Genomic DNA, 13,495 nt, shown 5'->3' on the forward strand with positions numbered 1-13,495 from the left:
CAGAACATGAACCTCTTCACTTTGAATCCCGGCCAGGTCAGCCTCGCCGAATTGCGTGGTATCTACAAAACCCCGGTGCGCCTGAGCCTGGCCGCCAGTGCCGGCGCGCAGATCGACGCCAGCGTCGCCTGCGTCGAGCAGATCATCGCCGAGGACCGCACCGCCTACGGCATCAACACCGGCTTCGGCCTGCTGGCGTCGACCCGCATCGCCACCCACGACCTGGAAAACCTCCAGCGTTCGCTGGTGTTGTCCCATGCCGCCGGCATCGGCCAGCCGCTGGATGACGCCATGGTGCGGTTGATCATGGTGCTCAAGATCAACAGCCTCAGCCGTGGTTTCTCCGGCATTCGCCGCACCGTGATCGACGCGCTGATCGCCCTGGTCAACGCCGAGGTGTATCCGCATATCCCGCTCAAGGGCTCGGTCGGCGCGTCCGGCGACCTCGCGCCGCTGGCGCATATGTCGCTGGTGCTGCTGGGCGAGGGCAAGGCCCGCTACAAGGGCGAGTGGCTGTCGGCCGTGGACGCGCTGGCAGTTGCGGGCCTGAAGCCGCTGACGCTGGCGGCCAAAGAAGGGCTGGCGCTGCTCAATGGCACCCAGGCCTCGACGGCTTACGCGCTGCGCGGCCTGTTCGAAGCCGAAGACCTGTTCGCCGCGGCCATCGCCTGCGGCGGCCTGACCGTCGAAGCGGTGCTGGGCTCCCGTTCGCCGTTCGATGCGCGCATCCATGCCGCACGCGGCCAGCGCGGCCAGATCGACGCGGCCGCCTGCTACCGCGATCTGCTGACCGACGGCACCGAGGTTTCCGCTTCCCACGAAAACTGCGGCAAGGTCCAGGACCCGTACTCCCTGCGCTGCCAGCCCCAGGTCATGGGCGCCTGCCTGACCCAACTGCGCCAGGCCGCCGAAGTGCTCGCGGTGGAAGCCAACGCCGTTTCCGATAACCCGTTGGTATTCGCCGAACAGGGTGACGTGATTTCCGGCGGCAACTTCCACGCCGAGCCGGTGGCCATGGCCGCCGACAACATGGCCCTGGCGATTGCCGAGATCGGTTCGCTGAGCGAACGGCGCATCTCGCTGATGATGGACAAGCACATGTCGCAACTGCCGCCTTTCCTGGTGGAGAACGGCGGGGTCAACTCCGGCTTCATGATCGCCCAGGTCACTGCGGCGGCGCTGGCCAGCGAAAACAAGGCGCTGTCCCACCCGCACAGCGTGGACAGCCTGCCCACCTCGGCCAACCAGGAAGACCACGTCTCGATGGCGCCGGCTGCCGGCAAACGGCTGTGGGAAATGGCCGAGAACACCCGCGGCGTCCTCGCCATCGAATGGCTGGGCGCCTGTCAGGGCCTGGACCTGCGCGCCGGCCTGAAGACCTCGGCCAAGCTGGAAGAAGCGCGCAAGACCCTGCGTGACCGCGTTCCGCACTACGACAAGGACCGCTTCTTCGCCCCCGACATCGAGATTGCCGTGGAACTGCTCGCCGAAGGCCGGCTGACCGGTCTGCTGCCTGTCGGCATCCTGCCGAGCCTGACCTGACGGAGACTTGTGGATGAAGACCCTCTGGCACAACTGCCATGTGGCAAGCATGGCCCAAGGCGTCTACTCGATCATCGAGGGCGCGGCCATCATCACCGCCGACGGACGCATCGAGTGGATCGGTCCGCGTCAGTCGCTGCCGGACCTGGGTGTCGAGCAGCGGGTCGACCTGGGCGGCGCCTGGGTCACCCCGGGCCTGATCGACTGCCACACCCATGCCGTGTTCGGTGGTAACCGCAGCGGTGAGTTCGAGCAACGCCTGCAAGGTGTCAGCTATGCCGAAATCGCCGCCCAGGGCGGCGGCATCGCCAGCACCGTGCGCGCGACCCGCGCGGCCAGCGAGGATGAGCTGTACAGCAGCGCTCTGCGCCGGGTGCGGGCATTGATGCGCGATGGCGTGACCACGTTGGAAATCAAGTCCGGCTACGGCCTGGACCTGGACAGCGAGCGCAAGCTGCTCAAGGTCATCCGGCGCCTTGGCGAAAGCCTGCCGCTGACCGTGCGCGCCACTTGCCTCGCCGCCCACGCCTTACCGCCGGAATATGCCGGGCGCAGTGATGACTACATCGAGCACATCTGCGAAGTGATGCTTCCGGCGCTGGCCGCCGAGGGGCTGGTGGATGCGGTGGACGCTTTCTGCGAGTACCTGGCGTTTTCCCCGGCGCAGGTCGAGCGGGTGTTCATCAAGGCGCAGGCGCTGGGGCTGCCGGTGAAGCTGCATGCCGAGCAGTTGTCGTCCTTGGCCGGGTCCAGCCTGGCGGCGCGTTATCAGGCGCTGTCGGCGGATCACCTGGAATTCATGACCGAAGACGACGCCATCGCCATGGCCGCCGCTGGCACCGTCGCGGTGCTGCTGCCCGGTGCTTTCTATTTCCTGCGGGAAACCCAACTGCCGCCGATGGACGCTCTGCGCAAGCACGGCGTGAAGATCGCCATCGCCAGCGACCTCAACCCCGGCACCTCGCCGGCGTTGTCGTTGCGGCTGATGCTGAACATGGCCTGCACCCTGTTCCGCATGACCCCGGAAGAAGCGCTCGCGGGCGTCACCCTGCACGCCGCCACGGCGCTGGGCCTGGGCGACAGCCACGGCTCGCTGGAGGTCGGCAAGGTCGCCGACTTCGTTGCGTGGGATATCGAGCGGCCAGCCGACCTCTGCTACTGGCTGGGCGGTGATCTGGACAAGCGCGTGGTACGCCACGGCGTTGAACTGACTGACTGAGGCAAGCAACGATGGACAAGGTTTTGAGTTTTCATCAGGGCACGCTGCCGCTGCTGATCAGCATGCCGCATGCCGGCCTGCGTCTGGCCCCGGCGGTCGAGCGCGGACTGGTTGATCCGGCGCGCAGCCTGCCGGACACCGACTGGCACATCCCCCGCCTGTACGACTTCGCCCGCGAACTGGGCGCCAGCATCGTTGCTGCCGAGTACTCGCGTTTCGTTATCGACCTCAACCGGCCGGAGGACGACCAACCTTTATATACCGGCGCGACCACCGGCCTGTTCCCCGCGACCCTGTTCGACGGCCAGCCGCTGTTCAAAGAGGCGCAGGTGCCGTCGAGCGCCGAGCGCGCCCAGTATCTCGAAGGGATCTGGCGTCCGTATCACGACACGCTGCGCCAGGAACTGGCGCGGCTGAAGGCGCAGTTCGGTTATGCGCTGCTCTGGGACGCTCATTCGATCCGCTCCCATGTGCCGCACCTGTTCGACGGCAAGCTGCCGGACTTCAACCTTGGCACCTTCAATGGCGCCAGTTGTGATCCGCAACTGGCCGAGCGGCTGCAAGCGGTGTGCGGCGAGGCCCAGGGCTACAGCCATGTGCTGAACGGGCGCTTCAAGGGCGGGCACATCACCCGGCATTACGGTGATCCGGCCAATGACATCCATGCGGTGCAACTGGAACTGGCGCAGAGCACGTATATGGAAGAGGTGGAGCCGTTCAGGTATCGGGAGGATCTGGCGCAGCCGACCCAGGTGGTGTTGCGGCAGATGCTGGAAGAAGTTCTGGCCTGGGGGCAGCGACGTTATTGCTGACTTCACCACACAGATACCTGAAGAACACTTGACCCAACAGGGCATGCTCAAAGCGTAATTCGGGTTTATGATGCCCAACGGCAGAATAATTCCCACACGGAGTGCGTAATGCAGACCTTGTACCCGCAGATCAAACCCTACGCCCGGCACGATCTGGCCGTCGAATCACCGCATGTCCTGTACGTCGATGAAAGCGGTTCGCCGGAAGGTCTGCCGGTGGTGTTCATTCACGGTGGTCCCGGCGCCGGCTGCGATGCCCAGAGCCGCTGCTATTTCGACCCCAACGTCTACCGCATCATCACGTTCGATCAGCGTGGTTGCGGCCGCTCCACGCCCCACGCCAGCCTGGAAAACAACACCACCTGGCACCTGGTCGAAGACCTCGAACGCATTCGCAAGCACCTGGGTATCGACAAATGGGTGCTGTTCGGCGGTTCCTGGGGCTCGACCCTGGCGCTGGCCTACGCCCAGACCCACCCCGAGCGCGTCCATGGCCTGATCCTGCGCGGCATCTTCCTGTGCCGTCCGCAGGAAATCGACTGGTTCTACCAGGCCGGCGCCAGCCGCTTGTTCCCTGACTACTGGCAGGACTACATCGCGCCGATTCCGGTGGAAGAGCGCGGCAATCTGGTCCAGGCCTTCCACAAGCGCCTTACCGGCAGCGATCAGATTGCCCAGATGCACGCCGCCAAGGCCTGGTCCACCTGGGAAGGTCGCACCGCCACGCTGCGCCCGAACCCGTTGGTGGTCGACCGCTTCTCCGAGCCCCAGCGCGCGCTGTCGATCGCCCGGATCGAATGCCACTACTTCATGAACAACGCCTTCCTCGAAGAAAACCAGTTGATCCGCGACATGGAGAAGATCGCCCACTTGCCGGCGGTGATCGTGCACGGTCGCTACGACGTGATCTGCCCGCTGGACAACGCCTGGGAACTGCACCAGGCCTGGCCGAACAGCGAGCTGAAGGTCATTCGCGACGCCGGTCATGCCGCCTCCGAACCGGGTATCACCGATGCCCTGGTGCGCGCCGCCGACCAGATGTCCCGGCGTCTGCTGGACCTGCCACTGGACGAAGCATGAAGGGGCTGCTGCAACGCGTGCGTGGCGCGCGGGTAGAAGTGGAGGGCGAAATCGTCGGCTCCGTGGACCAGGGCCTGCTGGTGCTGGTCGCGGTGGAGCCGGGCGACACCCCGGCCCACGCCGACAAGCTGCTGCACAAGTTGCTCAACTACCGGGTCTTCAGTGACCCGCAGGGCAAGATGAATCTGTCCCTCAAGGACATCGACGGCGGCCTGCTGCTGGTGTCCCAGTTCACCCTGGCCGCCGACACCCAGAGCGGCCTGCGCCCGAGCTTCTCCACCGCCGCGCCACCGGCCCTCGGCGCCGAGTTATTCGACTACCTGTTGGCCCAGGCCAAGGCCAAACATGGCACCGTCGCCAGCGGCCGTTTCGGGGCCGATATGCAGGTGCATCTGGTCAATGATGGCCCCGTAACATTTATGTTACAAATATGAAGACAAAAAACCCCCTGTTTGCAGGAAAACAAGGGGTTTTACAGCAAAAATAGTTGGCTGGCCCTGATGCGTTGTAACGCAGCCTGCTAGATAATCGCGCGCTACGTGGGCCGACGTTCGACGGCCTGTTTCACTCTGATTCGAGAACTGTCCGGAACCGTATGGGGAATCATTAAGCCCTTTCGGAGTCCGAACAGTGCTCGCCAACCCGGCATGTGTAGCTGGCCGTTGGTTCTCTAGATCTGTTTTCGGCGAGGGTTGCTCGTGATTGTAAGTCCCTGTAATGCACCAAGAATGCCTGCCAGCCGGCTGCGCAAGGCCCTGCTCGCAGGTTCGGCGCTGGTGTGCCTGCTCAGTGCCGGCCAGCTCTGGGCGTTCAACCTTGACGACGTAGCGGCCAAGGCGAAAGACCTGGCCGGGCAGAAGTACGAAGCACCAAAGAGCAACCTGCCGGCGGTCTTCCGCGACATGAAGTTCGCCGATTACCAGAAGATCCGCTTCCTGTCCGACAAGGCCGAATGGGCCAACGACAAGACCCCCTTCAAGCTGTCCTTCTATCACCAGGGCATGCACTTCGACACGCCGGTGAAGATCAACGAAGTCACCGCCACCAGCGTCGATGAAATCAAGTACGACCCAACCCGCTTCGATTTCGGCGACCTGAAGTTCGACGCCAAGGCCACCGAGCAGCTCGGTTATGCCGGTTTCCGCGTGCTGTTCCCGATCAACAAGGCGGACAAGCAGGACGAAATCATGACCCTGCTCGGCGCCAGCTACTTCCGCGTCGTCGGCAAGGGCCAGGTGTATGGCCTGTCGGCCCGTGGCCTGGCCATCGACACCGCGCTGCCGTCCGGCGAAGAATTCCCGCGCTTCACCGAGTTCTGGGTCGAGCGCCCGAAAGCCAACGACAAGCACCTGGTGATCTACGCGCTGCTCGACTCGCCGCGTTCCACCGGCGCCTACAAGCTGATCCTGCGTCCGGGCAGCGACACCATCGTCGACGTGCAGTCCAAGGTGTTCCTGCGTGATCACGTCAGCCGCCTGGGCATCGCCCCGCTGACCAGCATGTACCTGTTCGGCAGCAACCAGCCGTCGCGCGTGCCGAACTACCGTCCAGCGCTGCATGACTCCGAAGGCCTGTCGATCCACGCCGGTAACGGCGAGTGGCTGTGGCGTCCGCTGAACAACCCGAAACACCTGGCCGTGAGCAACTTCAGCGTGGAAAACCCGCGCGGCTTCGGTCTGCTGCAGCGCAACCGCAACTTCAGCTTCTATGAAGACCTGGACGACAACTACCAGAAGCGCCCAAGCACCTGGATCGAGCCTCGCGGCGACTGGGGCAAAGGCACCGTCGACCTGGTGGAAATCCCGACCGCCGATGAAACCAACGACAACATCGTTGCGTTCTGGAGCCCGGAAAAGCTGCCTGAGCCAGGCACCCCGGTCGAATACGAATACCGCTTGCACTGGACCATGGACGAGTCGGCCTACCATTCGCCGAACCTCGGCTGGGTCAAGCAGACCCTGCGTTCCACCGGTGACGTCAAACAGTCCAACCTGATCCGCCAGCCGGATGGCAGCGTGGCCTTCCTGGTCGACTTCGAAGGCCCGGTCCTTGCGGCCCTGCCGGAAGACGCGGCGGTTCGCAGCCAGGTCAGCCTGGGCGACAACGCCGAGCTGGTCGAGAACAACCTGCGCTACAACCCTGAAATCAAGGGCTGGCGCCTGACCCTGCGGATGAAGGTCAAGGATCCGGGCAAGGCCGTCGAAATGCGCGCCGCGCTGGTTCGCGACGTCCCGGTCGAGCCGGCCAAACCCGAGAAGCAGGAAAAACAGGAAAAACCTGCCAAGCAGGACAAGGCCGCCGCTAAAGCCGCGAAGGCCGAGCAACCTGCCGAGCAGCCTGCCGCTGAAGCGGCGCCCACTACTGGGGCACCGGCGACCACCGAACAGGTGTTGACCGAGACCTGGAGCTATCAGTTGCCAGCCGATGAGTAACTCTTCAGTACGGCCAGAATCGCTTGCCGAGTACCTGGCCCATCTACCCCTGAGCGACGAGCAGCGGGCGGAACTCGCCAACTGCAACTCGTTCAGCGAGTTGCACCAGCGCCTGTCTGCGCAGCCGAGCGTTGTCGATGCCGAGCCCGCCCAGGGTTCGGTCGGCAGCCGCCTGAGCCTGCTCAGCGCCACCGATATGGAAGAGGCCGAGATGCTCGGTCTCGACGCCAGCGGCCGGGTCTGCCTCAAGGCGACCCCGCCGATCCGCCGCACCCGGGTGATCCCCGAGCCATGGCGGACCAACATCCTGGTCCGTGGCTGGCGCCGCCTGACCGGCCGCACCAACGCCCCGGCCCCGGAGCAACGCGAGCTGCCCAAGGCTCGCTGGCGCTGGGTCGGCTCGATGCGCCGCTACATCCTGCTGGCACTGATGATCGGCCAGACCATCGTCGCCGGCTGGTACATGAAAGGCATCCTGCCGTATCAGGGCTGGTCGTTCGTCGACCTCGACGAAGTCCTGCACCAGCCACTGCTGCAGACCGCTGCGCAGGTCTGGCCGTATGCCTTGCAGACGTCCATCCTGATTCTGTTCGGCATCCTCTTCTGCTGGGTGTCGGCGGGTTTCTGGACCGCCCTGATGGGCTTCCTCGAACTGCTCACCGGGCGCGACAAATACCGCATCTCCGGCAGCAGTGCCGGCAACGAGCCGATCGAGGCGGGCGCGCGTACCGCGCTGGTCATGCCGATCTGCAACGAAGACGTGCCACGGGTGTTCGCCGGCCTGCGCGCGACCTTCGAGTCGGTCGCCGCCACCGGTAACCTCGACCGTTTCGACTTCTTCATCCTCAGCGACACCAACGACCCCGACATCGCCGTGGCCGAGCAACAGGCCTGGCTGGAAGTCTGCCGTGAGGCCAAGGGCTTCGGGCGGATCTTCTACCGTCGCCGCCGTCGCCGCGTGAAGCGCAAGAGCGGTAACCTCGACGACTTCTGCCGCCGCTGGGGCAGCGACTACCGCTACATGGTGGTTCTCGACGCCGACAGCGTGATGAGCGGCGACTGCCTCTCCAGCCTGGTTCGGCTGATGGAAGCCAACCCGGACGCCGGCATCATCCAGACCGCGCCGAAAGCCTCGGGCATGGACACCCTGTATGCGCGCATGCAGCAGTTCGCCACCCGCGTCTACGGTCCGCTGTTCACCGCCGGCCTGCACTTCTGGCAACTGGGTGAGTCGCACTACTGGGGGCACAACGCGATCATCCGCATGAAGCCCTTCATCGAGCACTGCGCCCTGGCGCCGTTGCCGGGCAAGGGCGCGTTCGCCGGTGCGATCCTCTCCCACGACTTCGTCGAAGCCGCGCTGATGCGCCGCGCCGGCTGGGGCGTGTGGATTGCCTACGACCTGCCGGGCAGCTACGAAGAATTGCCGCCGAACCTGCTTGATGAACTCAAGCGCGACCGGCGCTGGTGCCACGGCAACCTGATGAACTTCCGCCTGTTCCTGGTCAAGGGCATGCACCCGGTGCACCGCGCGGTGTTCCTCACCGGGGTGATGTCCTACCTGTCGGCGCCGTTGTGGTTCTTCTTCCTGGTGCTGTCCACCGCGTTGCTGGCGACCAACACCCTGATGGAGCCGCAGTACTTCCTCGAGCCACGGCAGTTGTACCCGCTGTGGCCGCAGTGGCACCCGGAAAAAGCCATCGCGCTGTTCTCGACCACCATCGTGCTGCTGTTCCTGCCCAAGCTGCTCAGCGTCATTCTGATCTGGGCCAAGGGCGCGACGGAGTTCGGCGGGCGGATCAAGGTCACCCTGTCGATGCTGCTGGAGATGCTCTTCTCCATGCTGTTGGCGCCGGTGCGGATGATTTTCCACACCCGTTTCGTCCTCGCCGCGTTCCTCGGCTGGGCCGCGACCTGGAACTCACCGCAACGTGACGACGACTCCACGCCGTGGAGCGAAGCGGTCCGCCGCCATGGTCCGCAGACCCTGCTGGGCGTGGCCTGGGCATTGCTGGTGGCCTGGCTGAACCCGAGCTTCCTGTGGTGGCTGGTGCCGATCGTGGGCTCGTTGACCCTGTCGATCCCGGTGTCGGTGATTTCCAGCCGGGTCAACCTGGGCCTGCGCGCCAAGGACGAGAAGCTGTTCCTCATCCCCGAGGAATACGCGACGCCGCCTGAGCTGTTGGCCACCGACCAGTACACCCACGAAAACCGCTGGCACGCGCTGCACGACGGTTTCGTCCGGGCCGTGGTCGATCCGCAGCAGAACGCGCTGGCCTGTGCCCTGGCCACCGCTCGCCATGGTGTCGCCGAGCCGATCGAGGCGCTGCGCGCCGAGCGTATTGCCAAGGCATTGCAGGTCGGACCGTCGGGTCTGGACGGCAATACCCGCCTGGCACTGCTCAGCGATCCGGTCGCCCTGTCCCGTCTGCACGACCGCGTCTGGGCCGAGCACAACAGTGCCTGGCTGGACGTCTGGCGTCAGTCGATCGACAACGATCCGCACTCGCCGCTGTTGCCTCTGCATCCCGAAGAGGCAGCCCAGCCAACGCTGGCCAATGCCTGATCCCCACGCGGGGCGACATTCGTCGCCCCGCGCTGTTTTTCTGGTACCAATAAGTAACAAAGTCGTCATGGGGCTAGGTCCCATGCCGCTCATGCGTTAGCATCCCGCCCCGACTATCGCGCGACGTCTGTAGGACTTTTCGCGCAACAATAAAATTAAGCGTTTTCTTGTTGGGGGAACCTGGTGATGTTCAAAAAGTACCTGTCGATGCTGCTGGTCGGCGTCGCCGCCACTGTCGCGGTCAGCACCGCACAAGCCGGCGCAATCGATGACGCGGTCAAGCGCGGCACCCTGCGGGTGGGCATGGACCCAACCTACATGCCGTTCGAAATGACCAACAAGCGTGGCGAGATCATCGGCTTCGAAGTAGACATCATCAAGGCCATGGCCAAGTCCATGGGCGTCAAGCTGGAGATGGTTTCCACCGCCTATGACGGCATCATCCCGGCACTGATGACCAACAAGTTCGACATCATCACCAGCGGCATGACCCTGACCCAGGAACGCAACCTGAAGCTGAACTTCAGCGAGCCCTTCATCGTTGTTGGCCAGACCCTGCTGATCCGCAAGGAACTGGAAGGCAAGATCAAGTCCTATAAAGACCTCAACAGCCCTGAATACCGCCTGACCTCCAAGCTGGGCACCACCGGTGAGATGGTCGCCAAGAAATTGATCGCCAAGGCCCAGTACCACGGCTACGACAACGAACAGGAAGGCGTACTGGACGTGGTCAACGGCAAGGCTGATGCCTTCGTCTACGACGCACCCTACAACGTGGTGGCCGTGACCAAGGTCGGCGCCGGCAAGCTGGTCTACCTCGACGAACCGTTCACCTACGAGCCGCTGGCCTTCGGTCTGAAGAAAGGCGACTACGACAGCATCAACTTCATCAACAACTTCCTGCACCAGATCAAGCACGACGGCACCTACGATCGAATCCACGACAAGTGGTTCAAGAAGACCGAATGGCTGAAGGACATGGAATAAAAGACAGCGACTAGCCGCGAGCTACAAGCTGCAAGCAAAGCGGGTCGCTGATGACCCGCTTTTTTCTTGCGGCCTGTAGCTTGCGGCTTTTGGCTTCATGGGGAATCCCAACGTGATCAAACACAAGAAATCCCAGTGGCCCTGGCACGGGCTGACCGCGCTGGTCCTGGTCGGACTGGCGATAAGTCTGTATTTCGCCACCTCGATGATTTCCTACGAGTGGCGCTGGAACCGCATCCCGCAGTACTTCGCCTACCAGGCCGAGGAAGCGCATCGCGCCGCCGGCTACGGCACGGTGCAGGAGATCGTGCGCAAGGGCGACAGCGCACGGGTGACCCTGCGTGACGAAGACGGCGCCGAACAGGTGCTGGACGTCGACCAGGCCAGCCTGCAGCTGGCCAAGGGCGACGACGTTGCCGAGGGCGACCTGATCGGCCTGACGCACCACTGGGCGGCCGGCCCGCTGGCTTGGGGGTTGTGGACCACGGTATGGATTTCCGTGGCGTCCGGCGTCATCGGTCTGCTGATCGGTCTGTTCGCGGGGCTGTGCCGCCTCTCCAGCAACCCGACCCTGCGTGACCTGTCCACGGTGTATGTCGAACTGGTACGCGGCACGCCGTTGCTGGTGCAGATCTTCATCTTCTATTTCTTCATCGGCACCGTGCTCAACCTCTCCCGCGAGTTCGCCGGGGTTGCCGCGCTGGCGCTGTTCACCGGCGCGTACGTGGCTGAAATCGTCCGCGCCGGCGTGCAGTCCATCGCCCGGGGGCAGGGCGAGGCCGCGCGGTCCCTGGGCCTGAGCGCCGCCCAGTCGATGCGCCATGTGGTTCTGCCGCAAGCGTTCAAACGCGTGCTGCCGCCACTGGCCGGGCAGTTCATCAGCCTGGTCAAGGACACGTCGCTGGTCTCGGTGATCGCCATCACCGAACTGACCAAGAGCGGCCGCGAGGCGATCACCACCTCGTTCTCGACCTTCGAGATCTGGTTCTGCGTCGCCGGGCTGTACCTGCTGATCAACCTGCCGCTGTCGCATTTCGCCAGCCGGCTCGAGCGGAGGCTTGCGCAAAGTGATTGAAGTCCGTGATCTGGTAAAAGTCTTCGACACCCGCGGCCAGGTGGTGCGGGCTGTGGATAACGTCAGCACCAACGTCGCCCGCGGCGAAGTGCTGGTGGTGCTCGGCCCGTCCGGCTCCGGCAAATCGACCTTCCTGCGCTGCCTGAACGGCCTGGAGTCGTTCGATGCCGGCAGCGTCGCCATCGATGGCCTGCAACTGGCCGACCCGAAGACCGACGTCAACGCCTACCGTCGTGAAGTCGGCATGGTGTTCCAGCATTTCAACCTGTTCCCGCACATGACCGTGCTGGAGAACCTGTGCCTGGCGCAGAAAGTCGTGCGCAAGCGCGGCAAGGCCGAGCGCGAAGCCAAGGCGCGGGCACTGCTGGAGAAAGTGGGGATCGGGCAGAAGGCCAACGAATACCCGTCGCGGCTCTCGGGCGGGCAGCAGCAGCGCGTGGCGATTGCTCGGGCGCTGGCGATGGACCCGAAAGTCATGCTGTTCGACGAGCCCACCTCGGCGCTGGACCCGGAAATGGTCGGCGAGGTGCTGGACGTGATGAAGACCCTGGCCCAGGAAGGCATGACCATGGTCTGCGTGACCCACGAAATGGGCTTTGCCCGTGAAGTGGCGGATCGGGTGCTGTTCTTCGATCACGGCAAACTGCTGGAGGATTCGCCGCCAGAAGAATTCTTCACCACGCCGAAGGACCTGCGGGCCCAGGCGTTCTTGCGTCAGGTCCTGTAATTCTCGCGACGGTTCGGCGTTCCGACAAGCTCGCTCCTACAGTCAGTTACGCAGTCTCTGTAGGAGCGAACTTGCTCGCGATTCAGATCCGGAACCGCGACAGCTCAACGCTGGACGCCGCCGTCTCCTCACTCGCCGCGCTGGTCTGATCCGACACGTCGCGCACGGTCGTGAAGTCGGCATGGTGTTCCAGCACTTCAACCTGTTCCCAGGCGTGCCCGGCACGGCAGCGGGCAGGGTGTTGCTCAGCAGCATGGCGCGCATCTTGCGCTGGGCCGGTTTGCGGAACTGCTCATGGCGCGGTCCTCGACTCCAGATCCATATCGGCAGGCCACTCGACCTTCGGCGCCAGCAGCATGGCGACGTTGCACCACAGCACATCGTTATGGTCCCAAGGCGGCTCCGGCGGCGGTAGTGCATAGGGGCCTTGTTGCATGTAGGTGCAGACATAGGCCCATGCGTGTGCATCGGCACCCATGGCGGTCAGTGGGAAGCGGTCGATGACTTCGTTCGTACCGGGTTTGACGATGGACAGTTCGACACCGAACTGGATGATGGCCCCGCCTTGGGCGGTGAAGTGAGTTCTTCTCCAGCGTTCGGCCCGGACCTGTGACCAGTCGTAGGCAACGGGTACCACCCGCCACTCTTCGAATGGATTCCACCAGCGGTATTTGAAGTTGTAGGCGTAGAGGCGTTGGCGGGCGCGGTTGAAGCGGAGTGGTAAATCGCGGGGAGGGTACACATCAACTTTCACGCAAAAGAAAAGAGACCAGACGCCAACGAGAACTCCGAGAACTAATAGACCCCACAACTCAAAGCCCACGGCCTGCTCAATTGAAAAAAAATCTGCCAATAGAGTGACCAGATATATACACATTACTGGCGCAAACCAAATCACGACCCCTCTGATGAGGGCCGGAGAACGAGACAGCTCCAAAAAAATATCATTTTGATGATTGGGCGTATCTAATCCTAGCGTTGGGGCTACATTTGGCAGCTCATCAGGGGTAGGCAAGTCTTCCTGCCAGCCAGGACAAGGTGGGTTTAGTCTTGAC

Annotated in this window: 11 protein-coding genes; 10 read left to right on the forward strand and 1 reads right to left on the reverse strand. The window is 63.7% G+C overall.

The window, feature by feature from the left end:
• Nucleotides 1-6: 6 nt before the first annotated feature.
• From hutH to NTD82_RS19315, 10 genes are all read left to right on the forward strand, one after another.
• Nucleotides 7-1,542 (forward strand): histidine ammonia-lyase, encoded by a 1,536-nt coding sequence (gene hutH / locus NTD82_RS19270; protein ID WP_262129837.1) that lies wholly within the window; start codon nt 7-9, stop codon nt 1,540-1,542.
• Nucleotides 1,543-1,555: 13 nt separating this feature from the next.
• Nucleotides 1,556-2,761, forward strand: a complete 1,206-nt coding sequence (gene hutI, locus NTD82_RS19275) for an imidazolonepropionase (protein ID WP_262129838.1) — start codon at nt 1,556-1,558, stop codon at nt 2,759-2,761.
• An 11-nt stretch (nt 2,762-2,772) separates the two neighbouring features.
• The gene (gene hutG, locus NTD82_RS19280) at nt 2,773-3,573 is read left to right on the forward strand and encodes an N-formylglutamate deformylase (protein WP_262129839.1); all 801 of its coding nucleotides are present in this window, start codon (nt 2,773-2,775) and stop codon (nt 3,571-3,573) included.
• Between the two features lie 108 nt (nt 3,574-3,681).
• A complete protein-coding gene (pip, locus tag NTD82_RS19285) occupies nt 3,682-4,653 on the forward strand; it encodes a prolyl aminopeptidase (protein ID WP_262129840.1) in 972 nt (323 codons plus the stop codon).
• Nucleotides 4,650-5,087 carry a D-aminoacyl-tRNA deacylase gene (gene dtd, locus NTD82_RS19290; RefSeq protein WP_095155828.1) on the forward strand — a complete coding sequence of 146 codons (438 nt, stop codon included), beginning with the start codon at nt 4,650-4,652 and terminating at the stop codon, nt 5,085-5,087. Before pip ends, dtd begins: the two co-directional genes overlap by 4 nt.
• A gap of 264 nt (nt 5,088-5,351) precedes the next feature.
• A complete protein-coding gene (locus NTD82_RS19295; RefSeq protein WP_095156102.1) occupies nt 5,352-7,085 on the forward strand; it encodes a glucan biosynthesis protein G in 1,734 nt (577 codons plus the stop codon).
• Complete coding sequence (gene mdoH / locus NTD82_RS19300; protein ID WP_262129841.1) at nt 7,078-9,651, forward strand: glucans biosynthesis glucosyltransferase MdoH; 2,574 nt, start codon at nt 7,078-7,080, stop codon at nt 9,649-9,651. The genes NTD82_RS19295 and mdoH overlap by 8 nt, the downstream gene beginning before the upstream one ends.
• 186 nt (nt 9,652-9,837) lie before the next feature.
• Nucleotides 9,838-10,638, forward strand: coding sequence for a transporter substrate-binding domain-containing protein (locus NTD82_RS19305; RefSeq protein ID WP_262129842.1), 801 nt, complete (start codon nt 9,838-9,840; stop codon nt 10,636-10,638).
• 112 nt (nt 10,639-10,750) lie between these two features.
• Complete coding sequence (locus NTD82_RS19310) at nt 10,751-11,713, forward strand: amino acid ABC transporter permease (RefSeq protein ID WP_095155831.1); 963 nt, start codon at nt 10,751-10,753, stop codon at nt 11,711-11,713.
• Nucleotides 11,706-12,440 carry an amino acid ABC transporter ATP-binding protein gene (locus NTD82_RS19315; protein ID WP_110972339.1) on the forward strand — a complete coding sequence of 245 codons (735 nt, stop codon included), beginning with the start codon at nt 11,706-11,708 and terminating at the stop codon, nt 12,438-12,440. Before NTD82_RS19310 ends, NTD82_RS19315 begins: the two co-directional genes overlap by 8 nt.
• Nucleotides 12,441-12,732: 292 nt before the next feature.
• On the opposite strand, the gene NTD82_RS19320 is transcribed toward NTD82_RS19315, so the two are convergent.
• Nucleotides 12,733-13,455, reverse strand: coding sequence for a DUF6708 domain-containing protein (locus NTD82_RS19320; RefSeq protein ID WP_262129843.1), 723 nt, complete (start codon nt 13,453-13,455; stop codon nt 12,733-12,735).
• Nucleotides 13,456-13,495: the final 40 nt, after the last annotated feature.

The organism is Pseudomonas sp. 5P_5.1_Bac1 (assembly GCF_025466015.1).
Lineage (GTDB): Bacteria > Pseudomonadota > Gammaproteobacteria > Pseudomonadales > Pseudomonadaceae > Aquipseudomonas.

Bases quoted from the DNA above. Each gene is read 5' to 3' on its own strand.
- hutH (WP_262129837.1), top strand. From the start codon at position 7: ATGAACCTCTTCACTTTGAATCCCGGCCAGGTCAGCCTCGCCGAATTG.
- hutI (WP_262129838.1), top strand. From the start codon at position 1,556: ATGAAGACCCTCTGGCACAACTGCCATGTGGCAAGCATGGCCCAAGGC.
- hutG (WP_262129839.1), top strand. From the start codon at position 2,773: ATGGACAAGGTTTTGAGTTTTCATCAGGGCACGCTGCCGCTGCTGATC.
- pip (WP_262129840.1), top strand. From the start codon at position 3,682: ATGCAGACCTTGTACCCGCAGATCAAACCCTACGCCCGGCACGATCTG.
- dtd (WP_095155828.1), top strand. From the start codon at position 4,650: ATGAAGGGGCTGCTGCAACGCGTGCGTGGCGCGCGGGTAGAAGTGGAG.
- mdoH (WP_262129841.1), top strand. From the start codon at position 7,078: ATGAGTAACTCTTCAGTACGGCCAGAATCGCTTGCCGAGTACCTGGCC.
- NTD82_RS19305 (WP_262129842.1), top strand. From the start codon at position 9,838: ATGTTCAAAAAGTACCTGTCGATGCTGCTGGTCGGCGTCGCCGCCACT.